Source organism: Hamadaea tsunoensis DSM 44101, from assembly GCF_000428945.1.
GTDB lineage: Bacteria > Actinomycetota > Actinomycetes > Mycobacteriales > Micromonosporaceae > Hamadaea > Hamadaea tsunoensis.
Genome location: NZ_AUAX01000006.1, coordinates 328,135 through 353,459, shown reverse-complemented (window position 1 = coordinate 353,459; position 25,325 = coordinate 328,135). Strand labels below are relative to the sequence as shown.

31 protein-coding genes and 3 tRNA genes are annotated in these 25,325 nt (G+C 69.6%); 13 read left to right on the top strand and 21 right to left on the bottom strand.

The genetic code is table 11. The annotated features are described in order from the left end of the window. Positions 1–76: 76 nt before the first annotated feature. Together amcB and amcA are read left to right on the top strand one after the other, a co-directional pair. On the top strand, positions 77–1,183 hold the full coding sequence (gene amcB, locus G401_RS0114070) for a cyclophane-forming radical SAM peptide maturase AmcB (RefSeq protein ID WP_027343003.1): 1,107 nt from the start codon (positions 77–79) through the stop codon (positions 1,181–1,183). Continuing rightward, entirely contained in the window at positions 1,149–1,349 is a 201-nt protein-coding gene (gene amcA / locus G401_RS0114065) for a multiple cyclophane-containing RiPP AmcA (protein WP_027343002.1), read from the top strand. Before amcB ends, amcA begins: the two co-directional genes overlap by 35 nt. A 159-nt stretch (positions 1,350–1,508) precedes the next feature. On the opposite strand, the gene G401_RS0114060 is transcribed toward amcA, so the two are convergent. Then, on the bottom strand, positions 1,509–1,718 hold the full coding sequence (locus G401_RS0114060) for a BldC family transcriptional regulator (RefSeq protein ID WP_007073996.1): 210 nt from the start codon (positions 1,716–1,718) through the stop codon (positions 1,509–1,511). Positions 1,719–1,984: 266 nt separating this feature from the next. Next, on the bottom strand, positions 1,985–2,824 hold the full coding sequence (locus G401_RS0114055) for a hypothetical protein (protein ID WP_027343001.1): 840 nt from the start codon (positions 2,822–2,824) through the stop codon (positions 1,985–1,987). Between the two features lie 152 nt (positions 2,825–2,976). Between G401_RS0114055 and G401_RS0114050 the strand changes: the two genes are divergently transcribed. The 3 genes from G401_RS0114050 (at position 2,977) to G401_RS45605 (ending at position 4,863) form a co-directional block, all read left to right on the top strand. Next, positions 2,977–4,041, top strand: a complete 1,065-nt coding sequence (locus tag G401_RS0114050; RefSeq protein ID WP_027343000.1) for a Glu/Leu/Phe/Val family dehydrogenase — start codon at positions 2,977–2,979, stop codon at positions 4,039–4,041. 247 nt (positions 4,042–4,288) lie between these two features. Continuing rightward, positions 4,289–4,510, top strand: coding sequence for a DUF3073 domain-containing protein (locus G401_RS0114045; protein ID WP_027342999.1), 222 nt, complete (start codon positions 4,289–4,291; stop codon positions 4,508–4,510). Positions 4,511–4,650: 140 nt separating this feature from the next. Beyond that, positions 4,651–4,863: a hypothetical protein gene (locus G401_RS45605; RefSeq protein ID WP_034591672.1), complete on the top strand. Its 213-nt coding sequence runs from the start codon at positions 4,651–4,653 to the stop codon at positions 4,861–4,863. 110 nt (positions 4,864–4,973) lie between these two features. Here the strand turns inward: G401_RS45605 and G401_RS45600 are convergent, their stop codons facing one another. Together G401_RS45600 and G401_RS0114030 are read right to left on the bottom strand one after the other, a co-directional pair. Next, the gene (locus tag G401_RS45600) at positions 4,974–6,275 is read right to left on the bottom strand and encodes a PrsW family intramembrane metalloprotease (RefSeq protein WP_084557158.1); all 1,302 of its coding nucleotides are present in this window, start codon (positions 6,273–6,275) and stop codon (positions 4,974–4,976) included. 5 nt (positions 6,276–6,280) lie between these two features. Beyond that, positions 6,281–6,835 carry a hypothetical protein gene (locus G401_RS0114030; RefSeq protein WP_027342998.1) on the bottom strand — a complete coding sequence of 185 codons (555 nt, stop codon included), beginning with the start codon at positions 6,833–6,835 and terminating at the stop codon, positions 6,281–6,283. A 133-nt stretch (positions 6,836–6,968) separates the two neighbouring features. On the opposite strand from G401_RS0114030, the gene G401_RS0114025 reads away from it, so the two are divergent. After that, positions 6,969–7,607 (top strand): TetR family transcriptional regulator, encoded by a 639-nt coding sequence (locus G401_RS0114025; RefSeq protein ID WP_027342997.1) that lies wholly within the window; start codon positions 6,969–6,971, stop codon positions 7,605–7,607. On the opposite strand, the gene G401_RS0114020 is transcribed toward G401_RS0114025, so the two are convergent. Beyond that, positions 7,566–8,942, bottom strand: coding sequence for an ABC transporter substrate-binding protein (locus G401_RS0114020; protein WP_051366619.1), 1,377 nt, complete (start codon positions 8,940–8,942; stop codon positions 7,566–7,568). The two genes, G401_RS0114025 and G401_RS0114020, sit on opposite strands and share 42 nt — an antisense overlap. Positions 8,943–9,067: 125 nt before the next feature. On the opposite strand from G401_RS0114020, the gene G401_RS0114015 reads away from it, so the two are divergent. From G401_RS0114015 to G401_RS45595, 3 genes are all read left to right on the top strand, one after another. Further along, a complete protein-coding gene (locus tag G401_RS0114015; RefSeq protein ID WP_027342995.1) occupies positions 9,068–9,460 on the top strand; it encodes a hypothetical protein in 393 nt (130 codons plus the stop codon). A gap of 63 nt (positions 9,461–9,523) precedes the next feature. Beyond that, positions 9,524–9,754 (top strand): hypothetical protein, encoded by a 231-nt coding sequence (locus tag G401_RS0114010; protein WP_027342994.1) that lies wholly within the window; start codon positions 9,524–9,526, stop codon positions 9,752–9,754. Further along, positions 9,751–10,053 (top strand): type II toxin-antitoxin system PemK/MazF family toxin, encoded by a 303-nt coding sequence (locus G401_RS45595; protein ID WP_051366618.1) that lies wholly within the window; start codon positions 9,751–9,753, stop codon positions 10,051–10,053. The genes G401_RS0114010 and G401_RS45595 overlap by 4 nt, the downstream gene beginning before the upstream one ends. A gap of 115 nt (positions 10,054–10,168) precedes the next feature. Here the strand turns inward: G401_RS45595 and G401_RS0114000 are convergent, their stop codons facing one another. The 13 genes from G401_RS0114000 to G401_RS0113940 all read right to left on the bottom strand — a co-directional run bounded on the left by G401_RS0114000 (position 10,169) and on the right by G401_RS0113940 (position 19,299). Beyond that, positions 10,169–10,354 (bottom strand): DUF397 domain-containing protein, encoded by a 186-nt coding sequence (locus tag G401_RS0114000; RefSeq protein WP_027342993.1) that lies wholly within the window; start codon positions 10,352–10,354, stop codon positions 10,169–10,171. Between the two features lie 27 nt (positions 10,355–10,381). Then, on the bottom strand, positions 10,382–10,915 hold the full coding sequence (locus G401_RS0113995; RefSeq protein ID WP_027342992.1) for a hypothetical protein: 534 nt from the start codon (positions 10,913–10,915) through the stop codon (positions 10,382–10,384). 163 nt (positions 10,916–11,078) lie between these two features. Further along, positions 11,079–11,152: transfer RNA gene (locus G401_RS0113990), tRNA-Phe, on the bottom strand. Positions 11,153–11,193: 41 nt separating this feature from the next. Next, positions 11,194–11,270: transfer RNA gene (locus tag G401_RS0113985), tRNA-Asp, on the bottom strand. Between the two features lie 38 nt (positions 11,271–11,308). Continuing rightward, positions 11,309–11,381: transfer RNA gene (locus G401_RS0113980), tRNA-Glu, on the bottom strand. 161 nt (positions 11,382–11,542) lie between these two features. Further along, positions 11,543–12,475 (bottom strand): polysaccharide deacetylase family protein, encoded by a 933-nt coding sequence (locus tag G401_RS0113975; RefSeq protein WP_051366617.1) that lies wholly within the window; start codon positions 12,473–12,475, stop codon positions 11,543–11,545. Positions 12,476–12,597: 122 nt separating this feature from the next. Continuing rightward, positions 12,598–13,140 carry an isopentenyl-diphosphate Delta-isomerase gene (gene idi / locus G401_RS45590; protein ID WP_245601717.1) on the bottom strand — a complete coding sequence of 181 codons (543 nt, stop codon included), beginning with the start codon at positions 13,138–13,140 and terminating at the stop codon, positions 12,598–12,600. Next, on the bottom strand, positions 13,137–14,357 hold the full coding sequence (locus G401_RS58300) for an FAD-dependent oxidoreductase (protein ID WP_169734183.1): 1,221 nt from the start codon (positions 14,355–14,357) through the stop codon (positions 13,137–13,139). Before G401_RS58300 ends, idi begins: the two co-directional genes overlap by 4 nt. Before the next feature lie 64 nt (positions 14,358–14,421). After that, a complete protein-coding gene (locus tag G401_RS45580; RefSeq protein ID WP_051366615.1) occupies positions 14,422–14,997 on the bottom strand; it encodes an NADPH-dependent FMN reductase in 576 nt (191 codons plus the stop codon). A gap of 56 nt (positions 14,998–15,053) precedes the next feature. Continuing rightward, positions 15,054–16,430 (bottom strand): FAD-dependent oxidoreductase, encoded by a 1,377-nt coding sequence (locus G401_RS45575; protein ID WP_034591539.1) that lies wholly within the window; start codon positions 16,428–16,430, stop codon positions 15,054–15,056. A gap of 246 nt (positions 16,431–16,676) precedes the next feature. Continuing rightward, entirely contained in the window at positions 16,677–17,291 is a 615-nt protein-coding gene (locus G401_RS0113950) for an FMN reductase (RefSeq protein WP_027342990.1), read from the bottom strand. Next, positions 17,288–18,406, bottom strand: a complete 1,119-nt coding sequence (locus G401_RS0113945) for an LLM class flavin-dependent oxidoreductase (RefSeq protein ID WP_027342989.1) — start codon at positions 18,404–18,406, stop codon at positions 17,288–17,290. The genes G401_RS0113950 and G401_RS0113945 overlap by 4 nt, the downstream gene beginning before the upstream one ends. A 188-nt stretch (positions 18,407–18,594) precedes the next feature. Next, positions 18,595–19,299 carry a TetR/AcrR family transcriptional regulator gene (locus tag G401_RS0113940; protein ID WP_027342988.1) on the bottom strand — a complete coding sequence of 235 codons (705 nt, stop codon included), beginning with the start codon at positions 19,297–19,299 and terminating at the stop codon, positions 18,595–18,597. A gap of 81 nt (positions 19,300–19,380) precedes the next feature. Between G401_RS0113940 and G401_RS0113935 the strand changes: the two genes are divergently transcribed. After that, positions 19,381–19,938, top strand: a complete 558-nt coding sequence (locus tag G401_RS0113935) for a DinB family protein (RefSeq protein ID WP_027342987.1) — start codon at positions 19,381–19,383, stop codon at positions 19,936–19,938. A 73-nt stretch (positions 19,939–20,011) separates the two neighbouring features. Here the strand turns inward: G401_RS0113935 and G401_RS0113930 are convergent, their stop codons facing one another. Continuing rightward, a complete protein-coding gene (locus tag G401_RS0113930) occupies positions 20,012–20,584 on the bottom strand; it encodes a YbhB/YbcL family Raf kinase inhibitor-like protein (protein WP_084557154.1) in 573 nt (190 codons plus the stop codon). Between the two features lie 75 nt (positions 20,585–20,659). Continuing rightward, a complete protein-coding gene (locus G401_RS0113925) occupies positions 20,660–21,163 on the bottom strand; it encodes a hypothetical protein (protein ID WP_157545690.1) in 504 nt (167 codons plus the stop codon). Between the two features lie 122 nt (positions 21,164–21,285). Between G401_RS0113925 and G401_RS0113920 the strand changes: the two genes are divergently transcribed. Together G401_RS0113920 and G401_RS0113915 are read left to right on the top strand one after the other, a co-directional pair. Continuing rightward, positions 21,286–21,612: a YciI family protein gene (locus tag G401_RS0113920; protein WP_027342984.1), complete on the top strand. Its 327-nt coding sequence runs from the start codon at positions 21,286–21,288 to the stop codon at positions 21,610–21,612. Between the two features lie 2 nt (positions 21,613–21,614). Next, positions 21,615–22,832: an RNA polymerase sigma factor gene (locus G401_RS0113915; RefSeq protein WP_027342983.1), complete on the top strand. Its 1,218-nt coding sequence runs from the start codon at positions 21,615–21,617 to the stop codon at positions 22,830–22,832. 544 nt (positions 22,833–23,376) lie between these two features. Here the strand turns inward: G401_RS0113915 and G401_RS57650 are convergent. Next, a complete protein-coding gene (locus tag G401_RS57650; RefSeq protein ID WP_027342981.1) occupies positions 23,377–23,733 on the bottom strand; it encodes a hypothetical protein in 357 nt (118 codons plus the stop codon). Positions 23,734–24,372: 639 nt separating this feature from the next. Between G401_RS57650 and G401_RS55785 the strand changes: the two genes are divergently transcribed. After that, the gene (locus tag G401_RS55785) at positions 24,373–25,116 is read left to right on the top strand and encodes a hypothetical protein (protein WP_157545688.1); all 744 of its coding nucleotides are present in this window, start codon (positions 24,373–24,375) and stop codon (positions 25,114–25,116) included. Positions 25,117–25,325: the final 209 nt, after the last annotated feature.

The window sequence follows — 25,325 nt, the reverse complement described above, 5'->3', positions numbered from 1 at the left end:
CTCACGGTGCTCCAATGAGTGCATGGTCGACGCAACCGACACCGACGTCCCGGCCGGGGTAGCCCAATACACCGGTATGCGTGGCATCTCGGCCGTACCGTCGTATGTCATCCTGCAGCCGACCACACTGTGCAATCTGGACTGTGCGTACTGCTACCTGCCGGCGCGCAAGTTCGATCGGCGTATGCCTGTCGAGGTCGCGGCCGCCACCGCCGCGACCGTGAACGCGTGGGCGGCCGAGCGCGACCGGTTCTCCGTCGTCTGGCACGGCGGGGAGCCGCTGGCCGCCGGGCGCGAACACCTGGCCGCGCTGATGGCGCCGTTCAACGGGGTCGAGCACCACATCCAGACCAACGCCACGCTGATCGACGACGCGTGGTGCGACTTCTTCCGCGAACACGACGTCCATATCGGACTGAGTGTCGACGGCCCCGAGGCCAGGACCGCGCTGCGCGTCGACCGGGCCGGCCGGGAGGCGTACTCCCGGATCGTGCGGGGCGCGGAGGCCCTGCGGCGGCACGACATACCCTTCGCCGCGCTGTGCGTGGTCTCGGACCCCAGCGCGGAGCTCGCGCGTGAGCTGTACCCCTACTTCCGCGAGTTGGGCTGCTACGCGCTCGGCATCAACATCGAGGAGCACGAGGGGGTCAACGACCGCAGCAACGCGTACGCGGAGGCCGCCGTGCGCGGCTTCTGGGCGGAGCTGACGGCGCAGTGGCGGACCGACCGGGCGATCGAGCTGCGCGACGTGGAGTTCGCCATCCGGTACGCCGGCGCGCTCCTGCACGGTGACGCGGACGCGATCCTGCCCCGCCAGATGGACCCGATCCCCACGATCGCCCACGACGGCGCGGTGACGCTGCTCTCGCCGGAGCTGGCCGGGTTCTCGAGCCCGCACTACGGCGACTTCGCGACCGGCAACGTGCTGCACCAGCCGCTCGACGAGATCGTGCGGCGGGCCGGCGAGGCGGCCTGGATCGGCGAGTACCTGCGCGGCGTGGAGGCATGCCGGGCGGTGTGCCCGTACTTCGGCTTCTGCGGTGGTGCCCATGCGGCCAACCGGTACTTCGAGCACGGCCGGTTTGACGGTACGGTCACGGAACACTGCCGCAACAGCAAGATCCACTTGATGGAGGGAGTGTTGGACCATGCCGCACCGCAGCACCGCGGCGACGGCCGGTGATCTCGCCGACCGCGTACGCGCCGAGGGCGTAGCCGAACTGGTCGGCGAGGCCGAGCAGACGTGGCGTACGCGGGCCGCCACGCCGGGCGGGCCGGTCGCCGGGCCGAGGCCGTTCGAGGACGCGTTCCCGACCTTCTACCAGTTCTCCAACCGGCCCCAGAAGTAAGAGCCGCGGCCCCAGAAGTAAGAGCCGTCCCGAAGCCGCGTCAGCGAGCGGCAGGCTTCCCTATCAGTTCCGTACACAGTGGAGGGAGCAGGTCCCTTGGTGGACCGGCTCCCTCCATCACTGTCTGCCTCCGGGGTGGAGCGCCGAACTGAGCCAGGCTCAGTCGCCTTGGCGCTGCTGCGGGATCTGACCCTGCAGAAGCGCGCGCACCTCCGACTCGCGGTAACGGCGGTGGCCACCCAGAGTGCGGATGGCGCTGAGCTTGCCGGCCTTCGCCCACCGGGTCACCGTCTTGGGGTCGACACGGAACATCGACGCCACTTCGGCGGGGGTCAGCAGCGGCTCGGGTTCGTGCGTACGCGACGCCATGGGTCACTCCTCCACAAGTACCTACAAACGAAGGCCGGGGTCCCGCCGGCCAACGCGACTCCCATAGTCCGGCTCGTCCACGATGTCCGACATGGGCCGAACGGGTGAAGGTCCGTAGATGGACGGATGAGGAATCAATGATATAAGCGCAAAAAGCCGGACAAAATACCCGGCAAGGATGACGGATTGCGCCCCAATTGTGGGCTCTTTCAGGCTTCCTTGATCTAGATAATTCAGTTCGATTCCGGAGCCCGCTCGGCCGATGGTCAGTTGCAACGTTCCATCAGCTGAATGGCACGCCAGCGGTCGACGAGCTTCTCGTACCGCTCGGTAGCGAGTTCGCCGTCACCGTCCGCAAGTGCGGTAAGACCGTCCGCTACAAGTCGGGGCGAATCGTCGGCAAGCAGGTCTTCGTCGCTAAACAGATGGACAAGCCCGCCGTAGTCCAACTCGACCACCGAGCCGGGGTGGAACTCCTCGAGCCAGCGCGTACCCTCCGCGACGGAATCGGTGATCGCCACCTGCCCCATCGTCCGGCGCAGGATGCCCAGCCCCTGATGCGCCCGCCGGCGAGCCTGGCCGATCTGCGTCCGGTAGCGCAGCAGGCGCCGCCCCGGGCCGACGGACACCTCGCGCTCGGCGAAGTCGATGAACAGGAACCAGCGCAGCGGTACGCCCCACGTCGCGACGTGTTCGTGCACCCGCGGCAGGCCGTGGTCGAGGACCTGGGCGCCGCCCCGGAAGTCCGACAGGACCGAGCGGGCGATCCCGGCCAGCGCGGGCGGCACGAAGGCGTCTGCGAGCACCGCCGGTACGCCGTCCCGGGCCGTCAGGGCCGCCTCGGCGACGCGTACGCGCAGGTTCCAGGGGCACACGAGAGCGCCGTTCTCGGTCGTCAGGACGTACGCCTCCTCGGGCAGGTCCGGCAGCCGGGACCAGCCCGCGCCGAGGGCCTCGAGGACCGTCACGCGCTGCCGGCCGGGTCCTTCGGCCGACCCGATCGCCCGACCCTCGTCCAGATACCGGCGCCAGTAACGCTGGCGTTCCCGATCGAACGCGGCCAGCGGCTCATAGACGCGCAGATACGCGGCGAACTGTGACGGCACGTCGCGATCCTCCCACGCATCGGGGGCCCGGCGCATGTACAAGAGCAGGCCTGGTTCTCGGTAGGCTCAGGCGGGAGGATCCGCACCACCCACAGCGGCCTGCCTCCACCGCCAGGCCTCACGAAGGCTCACAGACTCAACGAGGAGTTCCCATGGGCGTCTTCAGCGCCGACACCGGCCACGAACAGGTCGTCTTCTGCTCGGATCGGGCGAGCGGCCTCAAAGCGATCATCGGCGTCTACTCGACCGCGCTCGGCCCCGCGCTCGGTGGCACCCGCTTCTACCCGTACGCCTCCGAGGAGGAGGCCCTGCACGACGTGCTCGAACTGTCGCGGGGGATGGCGTACAAGAACGCCCTCGCCGGGCTCGACCTCGGCGGCGGCAAGGCCGTCATCTGGGGTGACCCGGTCCGGGACAAGTCCGAGGCGCTGCTGCGGGCCTACGGCCGGTTCATCCAGTCCCTCAACGGCCGCTACTGGACCGCCTGCGACGTCGGCACCTATGTGCAGGACATGGACGTGGTGGCCCGCGAGACGCGGTTCGTGACCGGCCGCAGCGTCGAGAACGGCGGCGCCGGCGACTCCTCGATCCTCACCGCCTGGGGCGTCTTCCAGGGCATGCGCGCCGCGGCGGAGCACCGCTGGGGCACGCCCTCGCTCAAGGGCCGCACGGTCGGCATCGCCGGCCTGGGCAAGGTCGGCAAGTACCTCGCCGGTCACCTGATCGAGGACGGCGCGGCGATCGTCGCGACCGACCCGAGCGAGGCGGCCCGCTCCTGGGCCCGCGCCACCTACCCGGAGATCACGCTCGTCGACGACACCCTCGGGCTCATCGCCAGCGACATCGACGTGTACGCGCCGTGCGCGCTGGGCGGGGCCCTGAACGACGACTCCGTACCGGTTCTGCGGGCGCGGATCGTCGCGGGCGCGGCCAACAACCAGTTGGCACATCCCGGCGTGGAGAAGCTGCTCGCCGAGCGCGGAATCCTCTACGCTCCCGATTACGTCGTCAACGCCGGTGGCGTGATCCAGGTCGCCGACGAGATCGAGGGCTTCAACTTCGACCGCGCCAAGCTGCGGGCGACCAAGATCTATGACACGACACGGGAGATCCTCCAGCTCGCCGACGTCGAGGGGGTTTCGCCGGCCACCGCCGCGGACCGTCTCGCCGAGCGGCGGATGGCGGATGTCGGGCGGCTGCGCACGATCCGGGTCTGACCCCGGGTCGCGAACGGCTCGTCTGAACGGTTCATCGGAACCGGGCGTGTGGGTCACGACCGGTTCCGCACAGGACCCGTTACCGTCGCAATTCGGACAGTTCTTCGGCGCCACTCGCAACATGGAGTGGAGCCCGAGGTGCCGAAGACGCCAACACCTGTGTACCGTATGAGCCACGAGAGATGCCTGACGTCATCGGGGCCCGCCTTCGGGCTGCCCCGACATTCATGTGCGAGGGGGTCGGTCCATGGGACGCGGCCGTGCTAAGGCCAAGCAGACTAAGGTGGCGAGGGAGTTGAAGTACCACTCCCCGAACACCGACCTCGCGGCACTGCAGCGAGAACTCGGCGGCGCCGCCATCAAGTCCGACGAGGACATCGACGAGTACGACGAGTACGACGTCGACGACCCGGAGGACCAGGACGAGGACCCGGACCCGGACCCCAACTGGGCCGTACGTCGTCCCTGACGCGCAGAAGATCACTTTCGCACGCTCGGCGAGCAGCTCTCGGCTGCTCGCCGCTGTCGGCGCGGACCAGGATCTCCTGCGTTCACGCATTACCGGGTGCCGCTGGCGACCGCTCGCGAAGACGCCTACCCTCGTGCTCCATGAGTGACACGGAGACGGGTGGCAAGGCGACTCGCGGCGACGAGGAGACGACGCTCGCCACTTTCGACACCGACCACGACGGCCAGCCCGACGTGTGGGTGAAGGACACCGATGGCGACGGCGTCTCCGACCTGGTCGAGCTCGATCCGGACGGGGACGGCGAGGTCAACGTCCGGCTCGTCGATCTCGATCAGGACGGGCGACCGGACTGATTCGCCCGGACGGGTGTGGTCCATAGGCAGGCGGTTCTGGTTTCTCGTACCGGAACCGCCTTCCTCGGGCCCATCGCGCCGCCCTCCTCGGCTGCCGTCGCCATGCCCGGCTAGCTTCCGCCGAGCGCGCGGGCCGCCGAGAACAGCAGCAGGGACGCGAACAGCAGCAGCGCCAGCCACCACAGCCAGCGCCGCTTGCGATGGGCACCGGGCAGAGCCTCCTGGATGCCCAGCGCCGCCAGCCGGCCCCGCGCCGTCAGAACCGCCTCCCGCTGGTGGTCGAGGACGGGATCGCGGCCGGTTCCGGCCAGGCCCACCGCGTCGCGTACGCGGCTGAGCTCGACGGCGTACCGGCACTGGGCGCGTTGCAGGGCCCGGACCGCGCGGGCGCCCTTCGACCCCACGAGCTTCTTGGCGTGCTCCCGCGCCCGGTGGCGCAGCCGGCCGTCCGCCAGGGTCGCGACCTCCTCCGCCGTCGCCACCTGCGGGTCGTGCACCGCTCCGAGCTGCGCCAGGTAGAAGGTCGCCTCGCGCTTGCGGGCCAGCCACGCCAGGCTCAGCACCAGCACCAGCGCGGGCAGGCCCTTGATGAGCAATCCGAGGAGTACGCCGCCCGCGCCGCCCCCGATGCCGTCGGCCAGCAGCGGCGAGTTCCAGAGGAAGTGCAGCAGCCAGGCCCCGGCGAAGCCGAGCAGGGCACCGCCCAGCCGGTTGACCGTCGACCGTTCCCGGTGCACCAGGAAGTACGCGATGCCGCCGCCGACCAGCGCCGAGAAGATGGTGTGGCTCCACAGGCCGGCGATGAAGCCGCGCAGGAACACCGTCGACACGACCGGGCCGACCTCGTCGCCCTGGCCGGCCACGGCGACCGCGTTGACCGCGTACACGATGTCCTCGACGACCTGGAAACCCAAGCCGACCAGCGCGCCGTAGACCATGCCGTCGAGCACGCTGTTGATCTGCGCCCGGGCGATGAGCACGATGACGATCACACCGAGGCCCTTGAGCAGCTCCTCGATCGTCGGCCCGGCGATCGCCGATCCCCAGGCGGCCGCGAACTCCGGTGAGACCAGCTTCGCCAGCAGATCATGGATCGCCTGGTTGCCCGGAATGGCGACCGTCGTCGCGACCGCGGCGCCCCAGGCGAACGCCGTCGCCAGCAGCAGGGGCGGCTCTCGCTCGACGAAATCCATCGAGGCGATGAACAGCCAGAACGGCACCGCGTACAGGCCGAACAGGACAACCGCCGCGACGGTCGCGACCGGGTACTTCGCGTACGCGGTGGAAAGCATCGTGAACAACCGGGCACCGCAGACCAGAAGCAGACCGGTGAGCAGCCAGAACGCCGGCATGCGCAGGGATTGCACGGCCCGCGCCGACCGTGGGGTCGGGCGAACGGACTCCGCTGTCATGGGCCCTACTTCCGCTGGATCGAGGAGACGCTGGCCTCGATCCCGGCCATCTGGCCGGCCAGCTGATCCTCGGTCCCGCTGATGGTGACCTCGATCGAGCTGCCGCCGCTGACGAAGACGGCGTACCGCCCCAGCCGGCCGGGCGCGCTGTAGCAGCCGGCCAGGCCGGGCAGGCCCGTCGACGTGCGTACCGCGGCCTCGTCACCGGTCACCTGGTAGCCGCGGGTAGCGGTGATCTTCTCGCGGAGGCGGGCGGCGGCGTCGCCGAGCCCGCCGGAGAAGGGCGCGACCACGATCACGTAGCGCACCGCGCCGAGCAGGAACAGCACCGTCCCCCGGTCGGCGGCGGGCCGGGTCTTGCTGGGATCGATCTCCGCTCGGAGCGGCGGCACGACACTGACCCCGCCACCCACGGTGTACGCGCGACCGCCCACGATGTCCTTGGAAGCCGGAACCGCCCGGTTGATGGCGGGCAGTCCGAAGGCGACGAAAAGGATCACCGCCAACACGGCCGCGCTGCTGAGCGCATTACGCAGCAGCCGCACCCCATGGGTCGCCATGGAATGACGCTATCGGCCGGACGCGGGCGTTGCCCGACTTATCGACAGTCACCGACCTATGCCAATATCGCCGGAAACTCCACCGGTACGCCCGCGGCACCGCTACTACCGCCGATCGTGACACGATGCACCGATGACCTCCGCGGACTGGGGTGGCAACCGGCGCATCCGCAAGAAGCTGGCGACCCGCCAGGCGCTGGAGGAGGCCGCCCTGCGCCTGTTCGCCGAGCGCGGCTACGAGGGGACCACCGTCGAGGAGATCGCCGAGGCCGCCGGGGTCGCCGAGCGCACCTTCTTCCGGTACTTCGCGTCGAAACAGCACATCCTGCTCGGCGACGTGGCCCAGGGCCGGATCGCCGCGCTGCGTACGGCGCTGTGGGGGCGGCCCGAGGGCGAACCGGTCCTCGACTCGATCGACACCGTGCTGGAAGGGCTCGACCTGGCCGATCCCGAGGACCGCCGGCAGATCCTGGAACGCCTGCGGCTCCTGCGGACGCAGCCCGGCCTGCTCGGCACGTACCTGCTGCTGAACAGGGATCTGGCCGGTGTGGTCGCCGAGTTCGCGGCCGCGCGTACGCCGGGAATGGTGGTGACCGACCTGTATCCGCAGCTGGTCGCGGCGGCCACGAGCGGGGCCTGGGACACGGCGCTGGTGGCGTGGCTGGCCAGTGACGGCCAGGACGACCTGGGCGACCTGCGGCGGGCGGCCTTCGCGGCGCTGACGGCGGGGCTACGCGGGGGAGACCCGCGGATCGACCCCGCCCGCAGCTAGGTCCAGGATCGCGTAGGCGGACTCCGTCAGCCCCACCACCAGTACGCCTTCCGGCGCGAACTCGTGGATCCGGTGCACCTGGTCCGGGATCTGCAGGGAGGCCGCGTCCTTCGGGACGTCGTAGGCCTCCAGCTGCACCCCGGCGTCCTGGAGGCCGGCCTTCATCAGCTCGTCCTTGACCCCCTGGGCGAGACCCTCGCCGTAGGTGTCCTTGCGGTACAGGATGCTCAGTTTGCGCAGGCCGTCCCGCATGATCACGTCGGCGAGGGCGCGCGCCTGGAGCTCGTCGGACGGCGCGGCCCGGAAGAAGTAGCCGTCGTCGTTGATCGAGCTGAGCGCCGCCGAGGTGGCCGACGGCGCGAACAGGATGACATGCTCCGCGGCGGCGACCGGGATGAGCTCCTTGGCGACGCCCGAGCCGCTCGGCCCGAAGAACATCGTGGCGCCCTGGCCCTTCTCGGCCGCCAGGGTGGCCTTCGCCTTGACCGGGTCGGTGCCGTCGTCGCCGTCGAGGAACTTGATCGGCTTGCCCAGTACGCCGCCCGCCGCGTTGAGCTCGGCCAGGGCCAGCTTCGCCCCGGCCCGCTTGGGCGGATTGGAGCCCGAGTTGGTACCCGTGATGGCGGTCAGGCCGCCGATGACCAGCGGGGCGCCGGTGACCGGGACGGAGACCGCCACCGGGGCCGGTCCCTCGCTGTGCGTGGCGGCGTCGGCCGATCCCGCGCCGACGAACTCGGTCAGCTGAGAATTGATCTTGCTATCCGCCGAGAAGTGCAGGGTGCCGTACGAGGTCGTCGACGGCTCGCCGCTGTCCTTGAACCCGGTCTTGACCGTGATCCCCTGGTACTGGAGATCCTGCCCCGCCCGGGCGAGGGTCAGGCAGGCCGCCACGTCGGCGCAGACCTTGCCGCCGGTCGTCACGCCGTCGACGTACTGCTTGACGATCTCGGGCCGGGTCGTGCGGGCCAGCTGGGTCGCCAGCGCCATGATCACGATCGCGTCGTACGACTCGCCCGCATACGGGTAGTCCTTGAGGGCCGGGTCGATGCCGCGCAGCCGCGCCTTGAAGTCGTCGGTGAGCGGCGTCAGCGGGGTGGTGCCCTTCATGCCCGAGATCAGGCCGGGCTGGGCCTTGCCGACCGGCTCGCCGATGGCGTTCTTCATGTTGCCGTCGGCGCCGTAGAGGCGCAGCTGCTGCCGGCTGTCGTCGGACGCGGCCGGTTCGCCGCCGCAGCCGGCAAGCCCGGCGGCGAGGAGACCGAGAACGAGCGTGCCCGACACAACCGAACGGGCGATGGGCCCGCGGTGCGAACGGGCGATGGGCCACGGGCGCATGAGGGGATGACACCTCCAACGATCATCTAGTTCGGCACCTTAGCGTGCGCGCGATCTGTCGGGAAGTGGCCGGGAAGGATGCGCCTGTCCGGGTTGCGTTGACAGCCCGGCGTAGGCTCACCGATGTGACCGGGGATCCCCATCGCGTCTTCGAAGACGCGGCGTTGCTGCTCGATCAGGCCATCGCCGGCGACCGGGCGGCGGTCGCCGAGACCGTCGACAGCGTCGTGGGGGCCACCGGCGTCCCCGGTGCCCTCGGCGTCGCCTGGTGTCTCGCCGGCACCATCGCCGGCGACGCCCAGCCGTCCGGCCCCTGGTCCCTCGACTTCCCCGGCATCGACCAGGCTCGCTACGACGCCCGCTGGGTCGCCCGGTTCATCAGCGCGTACCTCAACGAGGACGAGCAGACGGCCCACGCCCTGATCGGCGCGGCCCACTCCGACGGCCGGCTGCACGACTGCCTGCTCACGCTGACCGGCTCCACCGTCGCCACGCTCAACCACCGCGCCGCCATCTGACGCCGCGCCCGCCGGGCGGTGCGGCATGGCGCCGCAACCGCAGATCTTGCGATGATGGCAGGCATGGCGCAGGTGAATTTCGCGACCACACTGCCCGAGTACGCGCTGGAAATCCTCCACCGCCGCGCGGACCATGACGGTCTGGACCCCGGGGCGTGGCTCGCGGCCATCTACGACAAGGCGACGCGCGACGGCATGCGCGAGCCCGCCGTCCGCCGCGACACGGCACGGACCCGGTTCATCGCCGACACGGAGGCCCAGCGGCTGCTCCGGTTCAGGACCGAGTCCGAGTGAACCGCGGCGTCGTCTGGGACTACAGCCCTTCCGCCGGCCCCTCCGTACGCATCGTCGTGCTCTCCAACGACGTCCACAATTCGGTGTCGTGGCCGGTGTGCGCATACCTGACCCGGCGGGCGACCCCGCTGGTGCCGACCATGGTGCCGCTGGCCGATCCCGACCCGGTCGGCGGGGCGGTGGACCTGACCACCCTCGGCACGATCAATCCCGACCGCCTCTCCGGGCCGGTGGGGATGCTCACCGGCGCGAGCCTCGCCCGGATCGCCGAGGCCATGCGGCTGCTCCTGGCCCTCTGAGGCTTCCCCTACCGGTGCCTCGTCTCGCTGGTCCCGCCGCACAAGACGGCCGCGGGCGGCGGGCCCACGGCCGTCGGCTCAGGGGACCCTCCACGTCCCCGTCCGGTGCGTGCTCTCAGGCGCGGTCGAACTCCCCCGCGCGTACGCCGGCGACGAAGGCGTCCCAGCCGTCCTCGGAGAACGCCAGCATCCGCCGGCGGTCCTTGCTGTCGCGCATGATGACGAGACCCCTGCGGGCGGCGACCTCCACGCAGTTGGTGTCCGTGGACCGCGTGCTCTTCCGCCACACCTCGTCGAGCATCTGTCCTGCCTCTCCTGGTCCGGCCCGCTAGCGGGCGTTCCGCGGCGCCGGTGGCCGCGGCGTCTGTACGGAGACCGAGCCGCCCCACACCCGGCGTGCCCGCGCGGCACCGTCGAGCCAGGTGCGCACGATGTCCCCGTCCGTCCACAACCGATCCGTCGGCCCATAGGGTGCGCACGTCGCCAACATCGGCACCCGCCACGCCTGCACCGCCGCCCGATGCCACCATCCGGCGGGAAACCCGGTGACGGAGGCGGTCACGTCATCGGGACGGTGCAAGGCGTACCCGCCGCTCTGATCGGCGGACAGCAGCCACTCGCACGCGGGCGGCTCGACGTCCACGTCCACGATCATCGACAATCCGTAGTCGCCCATGCAGCGGTCGAAGGCGCGTACCAGGGCGGCCCCGACGTCGTCCACTCTGTACGCGTCGTCCAGCCCGGCGAAGTAAAGCACCAGCACAGCGCGGTCGGACAGGGCCGCACCGACCTCCCGGTGCAGCAGACCCGGCCGGGTCAGCACCGCGACGTCACGCCCCAGGGACTCGCTCAGCGTAGCCACAGGGAGTAATTTGCACTGTAGACGCTATATCGGTCAAATTGCAGCGCCGAGTGATGTCCGGGTCACTGAGAATCACCGCAACCGCATCATCGAACGGGATCCGGTCACGGGCCACCCGGAAACAGAAAACGACCAGGGGAATTCCCCTGGTCGTTGTGAAAGGTGGCCAGGGGCGGGGTCGAACCGCCGACCTTCCGATTTTCAGTCGGACGCTCGTACCAACTGAGCTACCTGGCCGTTCAACACGAACGCCGCGCTGATTCGCGCGGCGTCAGCGTTGGCGGTCCTGACGGGACTTGAACCCGCGACCTCCGCCTTGACAGGGCGGCGAGCACTCCAACTGCTCCACAGGACCTTGCTCTTGCTCCGGAGACTGTACCAGTCTCCGTTCCGTGCCCCCAACGGGATTCGAACCCGTGCTACCGCCTTGAAAGGGCGGCGTCCTAGGCCGCTAGACGATGAGGGCGGCCGAACCATCATCGCACACGCTCTCGCGCTGCATGATGCTGGTTTTGCTTCAGCTCCCATCCGGCCCCGCCGGAGGCTTGCAAAGCATATGCGATGCCCTCCCGGCCCGCCAAATCGACCCCGGCCTAGGGCCGACCTGGCGGTACGAAGATCAGAATCTCAGCCGGTCGGGGTGGGCAGGGCGATGAGCGTGTACTTGGCCTTGAGCGCGGGCAGGATCGTGTGCAGCGCCGACGCCGTCTGGGAGCGGTCACCGCCGCCGTCGTGCATCAGGACGATCGAACCCTTGCGGGTGTGAGACAGGACACGGCTGATGATGGCCTGGGTGCCGGGCCGGTCCCAGTCGGACGGGTCGACGCTCCAGCCGAGGGCCTTCTTGCCGAGCGAGCGGATGACCGCGATCTCGTTGGCCGTCCAGATCCCGCCGGGCTGGCGGAAGTACAGGATCGGTACGCCGGGGACGACCGCGTGGATCGCCGCGTCGGTACGCACGATGTCGGCCCGGATCTGGGCGGTGGACTTGCTGCCGAGGTGCTCGTCGTGGGCCCAGGAGTGGTTGCAGAGGGTGTGCCCTTCGGCGACCATCCGGCGTACCAGGGCGGCGTTGGCCTTCACCTGCTGACCGATGAGGCAGAACGTGGCGTGGACGCCGGCCGCCTTGAGCTGGTTGAGGACGTTGGGCGTCCAGGTCGGCTGGGGGCCGTCGTCGAAGGTCAGCGCCGTGGCCGCCGTACCGGTGTGGATCATGATGCTGCCGGCCGGGGGCTTCGTCGAGGCCGGCTTGGGTTTGGCGGACGGCTTCGGCGACGTGCTCGGTGACGGCGACGCCGAGGGTGAGGCCGAGGAGGCCGGCGGTGGCGGCGACGACGCGTCGGCAGCGGGACGGCCGCCGGCGGAGCAACTTCCGATGACGCCGAGCAGGACGACGACGACCAGCCCGGCAAGCACCACCGGTACGCGTCCGCGCAGCAGCACGTGCCCGCCGGACGAGACGGGGCCGCCGCGTGTCAGCCAGCCGCGCAGGACGACATCGAGTCGCCGGAGGCCGCCGAGCCCGCCACGGAGGTCGGCAGGGAGACGGAGACGCGCCATCGGGTTTCCTCCCCGGGCCGCCGGTGGGGGAGATCGGCGGGCACCGGGGAACAGCCTCGCACGGACACGCGATCAGGGCATCCACCAGTGACGTATGCCCTGGCAGGAACGGCGCGTGCCGGTCAGGGCAGGGCGAGCCGGGTGACTCCGGGCAGCCACGGCGCGTACGCCGAGGGTGACGACGCCAGCTCCGCCCACAGTTCCGTCGAGGCGACCCAGCGCAGCGCGGCGACCTCGGCCGGGTCCGGGCGCGGCCGGAGCTCGTCGGAGTCGACGATGCCGAGCAGCACGTGATCGTGCTCGTACTCGACGCGGCCGGTGGCCGGGTCGTCGGCGCGGTACGCGTACACGCCCACCTCGGTGAGGTCGATGCCGGACAGGCCGAGCTCCTCGACGAGGCGTACGCCGGCCGCGTCCACGACGGACTGGCCGGGGGCGGGATGCCCGCAGCACGCGTTCGCCCAGCGCAGCGGGAACCGGGTCTTGACCGCCGCCCGCTGCTGGAGCAGGAGCCGGCCGTCGGAGTCCAGCAGGTGCACCGAGAACGCCCGGTGCAGCAGCCCCGGCGCGGTGTGCGCTTCGAGGACGGTGGCCTCGCCGACCGGCGCGCCGAAGTCGTCGACCAGCTCGACGAGCAGGTCCTCGCGTACGGCGGCCGGGATCACAGGTGGCCGCCCAGGACCGAGCGGGCGGCGGTGTGGCCGGAGACGACGGCCGCGCGGACGGTCCAGCCGCCGGCGGCGTACGCGTTGGCGTGGCCGGTCGGGGCGGGGCCGCAGAACGGCGAACCGGCGGGCAGTCCGTCGCGGTTCCAGTCGGCGGGAGTCACCACGTGCGATACCTCCAGGTTGATGCCGAGATCCAGGTAACCACGGGCTTCCAGGGCCGCCATCAGCTCGCCGGCGTACCTGCGGCCCATCGCGGTCGTCCAGTTCACCGGTGCGGTCTTCAGGTTCGGTACGGGCGCGAGCACGTAATAAGTGTCACGTCCGGGTGGAGCCACGGTGTTATCGGTGGAAGTCGGATTGGTCACCAGAAGGGAAGGATCCGTCATCAACTCGCCCCGGTCGACGATCTCGGTGAAACTTCGTTCCCACGCGTGACCGAAATACACGCTGTGGTGGGCGGCGTGGGTGAATCGGGCACGGGCGCCGAGGTGCATGACCACGCAGCTCGGCGGCGGCTGCGGGGCCTCGCGGACGGGCAGGACGAACGCGTCCGCCGCGAGCCGCTCACCGTCCGCGGTGAGCACCGCCGTCACCCGGTCGCCGCGCGACTCCACCCCCGTCACCGTCGTGTCGTAGCGCATCGTCACACCGTGCTTGGCCGCCACGTCGGCCATCGCCCCCGGCACCGCGTACAGGCCGCCGCGGGGGTGGTACAGCGACGGCGCCAGGCCCGCGAATAAGGATCTTCCGAACAATCTCCGGGTACGCCGATCGGCGAAGAACTGGTTCGCCCGGTCGGCCGGGGATCCGGCGGCGGTGAACCGCAGGTAGCCGTCGGCGTCCCGGGTTCCGCAGAACTCCCGGATCGCGGCGGCCATCCGGTCGGGGTCCTCGTCGACGTCGAGCGTCGAGCCGTCCGCGAAGTGCGCCCGGTACGCCGGCGTCAGCTTGACCAGGTCTACCCAGTTGGACATCTCCTCGCCGACCGCCGTGAACGCGGCCGTGAGCGCCTCGGGATCGCCGAGAGTGGACGGCCCGGTGTCGAACCGGTACCCGTCGAGCTCGATGTGCCCGGCCCGGCCACCCGGTACGGCCGCCCGCTCGATCACGGTGACCTCGCGGCCGGCTCCGCTGAGGTGCAGCGCACAGGCGAGCCCGCCGATACCGGCACCTACAACTATGACCCGATTTGCCTGACCTGACGCGGTTCGCACGCCTTTGATGGTCCCACGCCCGGGGCCGACCGGATGGCAGCCCGCCACCCGAAAGTCGAGGTGACTATCCGACAGACGGCCGACCGTGACCCCGCACGGCCGCTACGAGATCGAGGAAATCCGTGACACTGCTGGTAAGGCGTTTGTCGTACTTGGCACTGATCAATTCCCCGGATTCCGTGAACGCCTCGTCCGCGGCGGACAACGAGAACATCTCCGGGAACACCCGCGTGCCGAGGTGCTCCAGGGGTACGCGCAGCGCCCACAGCCCGCGGTTGCCGCCGGTCAGCCGGGGTGACGCCGAGGCCAGCAGGGCATGCGTACCCCAGAGGGGCTGCGGCTTGATCCGGGAAACCCAGTCGATCAGGTTCTTCAGGTGGCCCGGCATGCTCGCGTTGTACTCCGGCGACACGATCATGAACGCGTCGGCCGCGCGTACGCGGTCCGCGAAGGCGTACGCGCCGGGCGGGATCCCGTCGGCGGCCTCGACGTCCCCGCCGTAGACCGGCACCGCGAAATCGGCGTAGTCCGCGAAGTCGACGGACGAACCCGAGCGCTCCGCGACGCGTACCACGAGCTTGGCAAGGGTGAGATTCACGGACCCGGCGCGGGTCGACGCGGCGAAGGCCAGTACGCGCATGGGGCCGAGTATGGCGCAGCGCCCGGGGATCATCCCGGGCGCTGCGCGGTGTGTCCTCAGGCGACGGACACCTTTTCCCGCTCGGCGGGGGTGACCACCGGGCGGGCCGGCGCCGTGCCGTGCAGCAGGACGCGGGCGAGCACGTTGGGCGCGAAAAGCGCGGGCGGCGGCGCCATCAGGTTCGCGACCTTGAGGAACGCCGTGCCGACCGCCGGGTACGCGGCCGCGGCGACGTGCAGCCGGCCGACGTAGCCGTTGAGGAACTCGACCTGCCGCGTGCGTTCCCCGGCGACGTGCTCGAAGCGCAGATCGGCGCCGACCGCGATGCTCCACGGCACGTCGATGATCTTCGCGGCGGCCGCGTAGAACCGCTTCGGCAGCCCGGACCGGCCCCGGGCGAGGCAGTCGCGCAGCGCCATGGCCTGCGCGATCGCCGACGTCATGCCCTGGCCGTAGGCGGGGTTGAACGCGCAGACCGAGTCGCCGATCGAAACCAGGCCCTCCGGCAGCCGCCGCAGGTGCTCGTACCGGCGCCGAACGCTGGTCGGCAGCCGCAGCTTCAGCGGCGGGCCGACCGGCTCGCAGGTGCTGACCAGTTCGTACATCGCGGGGTGCGGCAGCCGCTTGGTGAACTCCACGAACGCGTCGATGTCGGCCGGCGGCGCCTGGCCGGGGCCGCAGCCGAGCAGCGTGACCATCCACCGGTCGCCGTCCACCGCGATCGCCACGCCGCCCACCGGGTTGTCCGGCCACGGGCTCTCGACGATCCCCGCGTACGGCAGCGTTCCCGGCGCACGCCGGAATTCGCGGGTCATGTAGACCGTCTGCGGGTCGACGTGCTCCTCGGCCGCCGGCTCGTAGCCGATCGCCGTGAGCCACGTCGAGCCCCGGTTGCCCCGCCCGGTCGCGTCGATCACCAGGTCGGCCGCGAGCTCGACCGGGTCGCCGTTCTTCGGCAGTACGCGTACGCCGGTGACCCGGGTCCGGTCGGCGGAGGTGAGGTAGCCGAGCGCCTCGTGGCGATCCCGGATCTCCACGTTGGACAGTCCGGCCACCCGCGTACGCACGTAGCCTTCGAGCGTCGGCCGGCTGATGCACAGGCCGAGCAGCCCGGATTCGGCGTTCGCGAGCTGGTGGCCGTCGTTGATCCACAGCACGTCGCGCTGGACGTCGATCGGGATCGCGCCGAGCGCGGTCACCTCCGGTATGAAGTCCTCGAAGAGTTCCTCGAGCACTTGGCGGCCGCGGGCGAGCAGGCCGTGGGTGTGCTCGCCCTGGGGTACGCCGCGCCGGGCGTGGTGGCCGGCGGGCAGCTCGTCGCGGTCGAAGACGGTGACCTTCGCGAACGACTCGCTGAGGACACGGGCCGCGGCGAGGCCGGCGATGCTGGCGCCGAGGACGATCGCGTGGCCGTGGCGTTGCTGGGCAGACATGGATGGATCTCCCTTGGTGAGGCGGTGTGCACTCACGGTAGGGACGGCCGTCGCAGTTACGAAAGTGAATACCCGGTCCTGTACGCGACACTGTGCGCCCGGTCACGTGTCATTTAATAGGCCGCTGACCTGCGCTTTTGCCAAGAGGCGTCGGATGCGCGACGCGGACGCGGTCATATTGTTACCGCGTCCGCGTGTCGTTTAGTCCGCGCGTGGGCCGCCTGTGTCGGTCCGCGTCTGCCTGCGTCAGTCTTTCGGCAGCAGGTCCTCGAACGAGGCCGTGAGGGCGAACGGGTCGGCCGGCTTGGCCGGCTCCCGCTGGGCGATCTGCTCGGCGAGCTCCGCGGCCGCCCGCCCGATCCGCTCCCGCAGCGAGTCCGCCGACGCCCCGCCCGACCAGTCCTCGGCCGCCGCGAACACGGCCGTCGGCACCACGACCGCCCGCAAGTACGCGAACACCGGCCGCACCGCGTGCTCCAGGATCAGCGAGTGCCGGGCGGTGCCGCCGCTCGCCGCGATCGCCACCGGCTTGCCGGCCAGCGCGCCCTCGTCCAGGACGTCGAGCAGGGTCTTGAAGATGCCCGCGTACGACGCTTTGAGGACCGGGGTCACCGCGATCACGCCGTCGGCCGCTCCGATCGCCTCCACCTCGGTACGCCACTGTCCGCTCGGGAACCCCGTCAGCACGTTGTTCACGATGTCGTGGGCGTGGTCGCGTACCTCGACGGTGCGCACCTCGGCCGCGATCCCGAGCAGCTTCAGCTCCTCGACGGTCGCCGCCGCCAGCCGGTCGGCCAGCAGCCTCGTGGACGACGGCTGGCTCAGACCGGAGGAGATCACCACGAGCTTCCGGCTGGTCATGCGGGCACCTGCTCCTCGGTCTCGGCGGCCGGCTTGCCGGCCTGCTCGGCGGCTGCCTTCAGGCTCGCGTGGGTGGGCGCGGCCGGCACGTGCGCGGGCCGCAGGGCGGCGAATTCCCGGCGCAGCACCGGCACGACTTCCTCACCCAGCAGGTCCAGCTGCTCCAGGACCGTCTTCAGCGGCAGCCCCGCGTGGTCCATGAGGAACAACTGCCGCTGGTAGTCGCCGACGTAGTCCCGGAATCCCAGCGTACGGTCGATGACCTCCTGCGGGCTGCCGACGGTCAGCGGGGTCTCGCGCGTGAAGTCCTCCAGCGACGGCCCGTGGCCGTAGACCGGGGCGTTGTCGAAGTAGGGGCGGAACTCGCGTACCGCGTCCTGGGAGTTCTTGCGCATGAAGACCTGCCCGCCGAGGCCGACGATCGCCTGGTCGGCGGAGCCGTGGCCGTAGTGCTCGAAGCGCTGGCGGTACAGCCCGATCATCCGCTGGGTGTGCTCCTTCGGCCAGAAGATGTGGTTGGCGAAGAACCCGTCACCGTAGTAGGCGGCCTGCTCGGCGATCTCGGGGCTGCGGATCGACCCGTGCCACACGAACGGCGGTACGCCGTCCAGCGGCCGCGGGGTAGAAGTGAAGGACTGCAGCGGGGTACGGAACTGGCCCTTCCAGTCCACCACGTCCTCGCGCCACAGCCGGCGCAGCAGCGCGTAGTTCTCCAGCGCCAGCGAGATGCCGTTGCGGATGTCCTGGCCGAACCACGGATACACCGGACCGGTGTTGCCGCGGCCCATCATCAGGTCCACCCGGCCGTCGGCCAGGTGCTGGAGCATCGCGTAGTCCTCCGCGATCTTCACCGGGTCGTTGGTGGTGATCAGCGTCGTCGACGTGGACAGCAGCAGGTTGCGCGTACGCGCCGCGATGTAGCCGAGCATCGTCGTCGGCGACGAGGGCACGAACGGCGGGTTGTGGTGCTCGCCGGTCGCGAACACGTCCAGCCCGACCTCTTCGGCCTTCAGCGCGATCGTGACCATCGCCTTGATCCGCTCGGCCTCGGTGGGTTCCCGGCCCGTCGTGGGATCCGGGGTCACGTCGCCCACGGTGAAGATGCCGAACTGCATTCCGTCCTGCCTACCCGACTGCATTGCCCGCTCCTCGGTCGTCCGTCTTCGCTGCGTCACGCTTCTCTGCGCCACAGCTGCCCCGCACAACGATACTTGACGCTTCAACTATTCCCGTCCACAGCCTGTGGATAACCCTGTGGAACACGTGTTCTATTGCAGCTCAGCGACGCTTGCCGATGTGCCCGTTACAGCGGTGTTCGGCTGCCGTTCGACGGCTGGTCAGCGCCCAGTCGCCCGGCCAGCCCATCCAGGACCGCTGCCAGTCCCAGCTCGAAGGTCTGCTCGGGCGAGGCCGCGTACCCGGACGACGCGGTGTCCAGCCGGGGCCGCAACCTCGGGTACGCCGACGCGTACTCGACGGCTTTGGCCATGGCCTCTTTCAGCTGCGCCTCGGCGGACTCGCCCTCACGGGCCAGGCGGCGCCGCACGGCGGCCGCGGCCGACGCACCGAGCGCGTTGCCGAGCACGAACGTGAAGACCGCGGCGGCCGCCTGGTCGGCCTGCGTACCCGGGAATCCGGCCTCCTCGTAGACGGCGAGGCTGCGATCGTCGTAGCGCGCCTTGCCCGGGCCGACGAGGAGGAACGTCCCGAAGGCCTGCAGCACCCACGGATGCCGGCACAGCATGCCGTAGAGGCCGGTCGCCAGCGCGGTCGCGGCCGGGCGCCAGGTGCCGGGCGTGACCTCCGGCAGGTCGATCTCGTTCCAGGCGAGGTCGCCCGCCAAGGCGACGAGGTTGTCCTTGCTGCCCACGTGCCAGTACACGGCGGTGGCGGCGGAACCGAGCCGCTGCCCGAGCGCGCGCATGTTGAGCCCTTCCAGGCCCTCGGCGTCGAGCAGTTCGACGGCGGCCCGCAGGATCTGGTCGCGGCTCAGCGTGTCACGCGGCATGCCCGCACGATAACCAGCACTTGAACGATGTTCAAATGCTATGCGACACAGGATGTCGGGAATCGCTGTGACGATCGGCCCATGACCTACCCGGAACCGCCCCTGGCCGGCGACGAGATCGACACCCTGCTCGGCTCCCTGGAACGCCAGCGCGCCACGCTCGCCTGGAAGTGCGGCGGCCTCGACGCGGCCGGAATCCGCACCCGCCTGCGGCCGTCCGCGATCACCCCTGGCGGCCTGCTCAAACACCTCGCCGCCTGCGAGGACCACAAGTTCACCCACATGCTGCACGGCCGGGACCACCACGAGCCGTTCGCCTCCGCCGACTGGAAGACCCACCCCGACTGGGACTGGCTGGTCGCCGACGACGACACACCCGAGGGCCTCGTAGCGCTGTGGGAGACGTGCGTCGCCCGCTCCCGGCTCCAGATCACCGAGGCGATCACGGCCGGCGGCCTGGAGTTCGCGACGGTGTACACCACTCCGTCCGGGCGGCGGCCCAGCCTCCGCCGCCTGCTGATCGACATGATCGAGGAGTACGCGCGGCACACGGGACACGCCGATCTCATCCGGGAGTCGATCGACGGCGTGGTCGGCGAGGACCCGCCCGGCGGCGCGTACGCGTTCAGCCGCGTTTGACCTGTTCAGGCGCGGTTGAGCTGTTCAGGCGCTTCCGGGCCGCTCAACCTGGTCGGGGCCCGGCCTGAACCGGTCAGCCTTCCTTGATGCCGTTGAGGACGCCGGTGGCGATCACGTGGCCGTCGACCAGGGGCAGCAGTGCGTCGAGCGACTCGACCGGACGGTCCGCGGGGATCGCGGTGTCCAGGGCGTACAGATGGAACCCGTACCGGTGTACGCCGTGCCCCGGGAACGGCCGCGGCCCGAAGTACCCGGTACGCCCGCCGCGGGTCGGTACATAGCGGACGGTCGGGTTGTCCGGGCCCAGCTTCCCCTCGGCGAACCCCGCCACCGCCGGCCCGAACAGCGCCACCGTGTGTACGCCCGGCCGGCTCATCGGCACGTCGATGTCCTCGATGATCAGCAGCAGCTGGCGGGTGCTCGACGGCACGCCGGTCCACGACAGCTCCGGTGACAGGTTCGGGCCGAGATCCATCGAGCAGTGCCGGTCCGGAATCGGTCCGCCCTCCTCGAACGAGGGACTCACGACCTGGATCGTGGCGGGTCCGGCCAACTCGGTGGAGTTGCGGACACTGTGCTCGTCACCGGCACGCTTGTTGCGCAGCAGCCGGCCGAGCGGGGTCAGCACGGTGGCAAGGACACTCATGATGTCCGCCTCTCTCGGCGTACCGGATCAGTCGGGTTCCGAACCTACGGACTGCCGGTCATATGGTCAATCAGGTCAGAAGCCGCCGGTGTCCCCGTCGCAGTGAACGTTCACTTCCAGCATCACCAGCGTCCCCCGGCGCCAGCCGCTCGCCAGATCGTCCGACAGGCCGAACTCGTCAGCGAGGCTGCCGTGGGCGTACTCGGGTTCCTCCCGGGCGAGGCTCAGATGGCAGGAGCCGCCATCGGCGTCGGGCATCGTCGCGGACGCGAGCGGCAGCCAACCGTCCGTCTCCTGCACACCCTGAACCTGCTTCCAGCGCAGATCCGGGGCGACGAAGACGGAGAGCGGCTCGACCGTGCCCGGCCCCACGAACCACCGCTGTACGCAATGGCACGACGGGTTCGCGCCGTCCCCCGGACTCACCTGCCCGAATCCGGCGGTGGTGGAGATCCGGTCGGCGACCGCCCGCCCCTTCTCCGTCGGATCCGGTGTGAACAGAACAAACGCCGCGTACGCGATCCCGCCCAGGAGGCCGGCACTCCCCAGGACGGCGGCGAGAACCATCTCCCGTTTCACGACACCTCGTTCCGGTGGACTCGGGAAAATCTTGGCAGAGCGTGTCGGATCGCGGCGCCCCTGTTCGTAGCAGAGTGTGAGGCGGCCCGAAGGCGGCCGCACGATCCGAGGAGATGATCCCGATGGCGCAGTACCTGATGTCCGTGCTCACCGAAGATCCCGGCCTGGCGACGGACGACGAGATGGCCGCGATCGACGTGTTCAACGACAAGATGCGAGCCGACGGGCACTGGGTGTTCGCGGGCGGCCTCGCGTCGCCCGGCAGCGCCACGGTCGTCGACAGCCGGGACGCGCAGCCGGTGTTCACCGACGGCCCCTACGTGGAGACGAAGGAGTTCGTCATCGGCCTCTGGATCGTCGAGGCTCCGCACCTGGACGCGGCGCTGCGGCTCGCGGCCGAAGGTTCGAAGGCCTGCAACCGCCGGATCGAACTCCGGCCCTTCCTGTAGCCATGACCGGCCTCGACGAGGTGATCACCCAGGTCCACCGCGAGGAGTGGGCCCGGGTGGTCGCCACCCTGGCCCGCCGCCTCGGCGACCTCGACATCGCCGAGGAGATGGCCGCCGAGGCGTTCGCGACCGCCGTCGAACGCTGGCCGGCCGACGGCGTACCGCCGAACCCCGGCGCCTGGCTCACCACCACCGCCCACCGCAAGGCCGTCGACCGACTCCGCCGCGAGGTCAAACGCGAGGACAAACACCGGGAGGCGCTCATGCTGGCCGACACCCCGCAACCGCTCGGCGCCATCGACGACGACCGGCTCCGCCTCGTCTTCACCTGCTGCCACCCCGCCCTGGCCATGGAGGCCCGGATCGCCCTCACCCTGCGCATGGTCGGCGGCCTCACCGTGCCGGAGATCGCCCGCGCGTTCCTCGTCGAGGAAGCGGCCATGAGCAGGCGCATCACCCGCGCGAAGGAAAAGATCAAGGCCGCGCGGATCCCGTACGGCGTACCGTTCCGCGACGACCTCCCGGCCCGCGTCACGGGAGTCCTCACCGTCCTCTACCTGATCTTCAACGAGGGCTACCTTTCCTCCACCCCCGGCAAAGATCCCGTACGCGGCGACCTGACCGCCGAAGCGGTCCGGCTGACCCGGCTCGTCCACGCCCTGCTCCCGGCGGACGGCGAGGTCACCGGGCTCCTGGCTCTGATGCTCCTGACCGACGCCCGCCGGACCGCCCGCGTCTCGGCGACCGGCGAACTCGTCAGCCTCGACGAGCAGGACCGCGGCGGCTGGGACGGCACCCTCATCGCCGAAGGCCACGCCCTCGTCCGCGAACGCCTCGCCGCCGGCGAAGCCCCCGGGCGCTACCAGATCCTCGCCGCGATCAACGCCGTCCACACCGACACCCGCGACATCCGCGACACGGACTGGTCCCAGATCGTCGCGCTCTACGACCAACTGGTACGCCTCGACCCATCGCCGATCGTGCGGCTCAACCGGGCCATCGCCGTCGCCGAACTGGACGGGCCCCAGGTCGCGTTGGCGGAGGTCGAAGGGCTGCCGCTGTCGGCGTACCACGCTTTCCACGCCACCCGGGCGGAGTTGCTGCGACGGATGGGGCGAAGCGCAGAAGCCCGCGAGGCGTACGCGCGGGCGATCGAGCTGTCCGGGAACAGCGGAGAGACGGCATATCTGATCCGGCGCCGGGACCAGCTCGCGGGATGAAGGTGTTGTGGTGGGCCGCCAGGGACTCGAACCCTGAACCTACGGATTCCGGGCCGGAGGGTCGATCATCGTCCTTCATCAGGGATTCGGGCGTCTGACGATCTCTATCGGGCGTCTCCGGTTGCTGGCGTTGCTGTACCTTGCTGCTGTACTTCGACCCTTGACGTCGGCGAGCCCGAGGAGATTAGTTTGTGACCGATCCCGACGACACTCAGTACCTTCGAGAGGTTGAGCGGCTCGCTCACGCCGTGGTCGAGCGGGCTCACGCGGAAGGTTGGCTGGCGTTCGACGCTGCGCGTGAAGTTGGCCAGACGCCGCTTCAGATGTCAATCAATGAGCTAGCGCGGACGCTCCGCTTCCTACACCACGACAACGACGGGTGCCTGGACCACTGACCGTCAGCTTGGGAAAAGTCGGATCACCATCGCGTCATCTGCGTTTCCACAGCTGACATCGTTCCGGGCGTGTCAGCGGAGTACGGCTAATGACCGCCCGAGGAACCGACTACCGGCCCGCATCTGGCCCAGGTCACGTACGTCGATCCTCATGGCCGAAGCTTGCTGGCTTGCGGGTCCCAACAGACCAAGCCGTGCTCAGCGGCGAGGTCTGCCGCCCATGCAGAGATCTCGACGCACCTGCTCCACACCATAGGGAAGTACATCAGCGGTCCCACAGCCTCCCCGAGCAGCGGTGCGGTCGACCAGGGACTGTCGTTCTCCTCATCAGCGCTGATATCCGGATACCGATCGAGCAGCGCCATCGCGTAGGCACGAATGCGCTCGGTGGGCGGCTCCAGTTCGCTCGTCTCGACGTAGCGCTCGTACAAGGCAAGAAACTTCTCGCCTGCGGCCTCATCGCTGGCGGGTCGCTCGCCCTCCCAGACGGCCAAGTCGTAACTCATGCGCGGGATAATCGCATGGGGCCTGGCTCGACGTGGTCCGCCCTTTCGGCGTTGACCGTCAAGCAATCCTTGACACCCGCCACGCGCCGGTAGACCACTCGGCTGTCCCGTCGCTGTCGGCCCGCCCACCGGGGAGCGGGCTTCTCTTTGGGCGCATAGGTGGAGCGCCCCACCGGACGAACGACCTATGCGCCCAAAGAGAAGTCTGCTCAGCTCAGCTCGGGACGCCAGTGACGGGACCAGTCCCATCGAGCTTGACCACCCCTCCAGACCGCCACCGAACCGCGGCCCCATCCTCCTGTTGCCGAGGCCCCCGCCGGAGGCGTGCCTGTCGGCACCGTCGTCCTGGACGTGGCCGCCGCCGGCCAACCGGTCGTCGTGCAGAGGATCAGGCCGAAGTCTCTGGGATCGTCGCCGAGCTGCACCGTGCACGCCAGCCGCCGGGCCGGTCGCCACGAGCCGAAGGCAGAGTGGCGATCCGTGCCCGAGCGAGCAGGCGTGCGCGCCGCGCTTGCGCGGCGCCTTGATCCCTAAGAGACAAAATCGGCAATGTACAGCCATTCCCCGAGGGTGCTGTTACGGGCTCGTCCGTGGGTGCGGTGATCGGGTCCAGTTGCAGGCGTGCTGGAAACTGGATCCGTGACGGAGATAGCCGAGCGCATGAGTGGAGTCCTGGCCAGGACCGCAGGCAATGTAGTCAGCCCCGCAGTAACTGCAATTATGCAGACTGCCGCAGTAACGACCGGTCACATAGACCTGGCCTATTGGGCAACGCCTGCGGGTGCGTTCGCTGGGTCGCTAACAGAAGAAGGCGTGACCCTATTAAGTCGAGCTTGGCGCGATCGTTCAGAGCGAGTGCAAGACTTCCTTAACGCCGTTGCGGATCAGACAGAGGTGCCCATCGACGAGGTTCCTCTCCTTGCCTCCGAGAGTAGGAGCAGTCGAAGACTTCTAGGGAGGACCGTCGAATCCGTAGTCGATTCAGAAAGCCTGTGGAGGATTGATACGCTCGCCCGCATCTTTGTGACTGGAGCGCGGGATGCGGCGCGGGTGGACGAGATGATCTACCTTATTGATCTGCTAAGTGGTGTGGAGGCGCCGGAATCTCGAATGATGGCAATATTTTGCAGTGTCAGGATACTGGAAGGGGATGGCCAAACTCGTACTCATATCAGAAGGATGAGTCGATCAATTCGCGAGGTTTCTGAGGCCGATCCAGGCTTGGCAAACGCGGCACTTCCTATTCTGCTGAAGCTTAAACGTCTTGAGCTGCTTGAGGGCAATGTCACCTCGACAAATGGCAGCCTTTCGCTGTCGGCTACGGGGTTCTATTGTGCGCAGCAACTTCATCGGATCGGGCGCATTCCCGACGTGCAATCGTGACGGACCTCTATTCGCAGGACGGCGGTCCAGTCGTCATGTCCCTTCGACTAGACCGCCGTTCCTCCGGTATCAGCGCTGGCAGGGTGTGCAGGTGGATGCGGGTGCCGCAGGACGCGGCGAGCGGGCCGCGCAACCTTCTATGTATTTTCATCGGTTATTTCGCACAAGGCCCCGATGCTCGGTGCCCACGAGTCCGGCCGTTTCGTCAG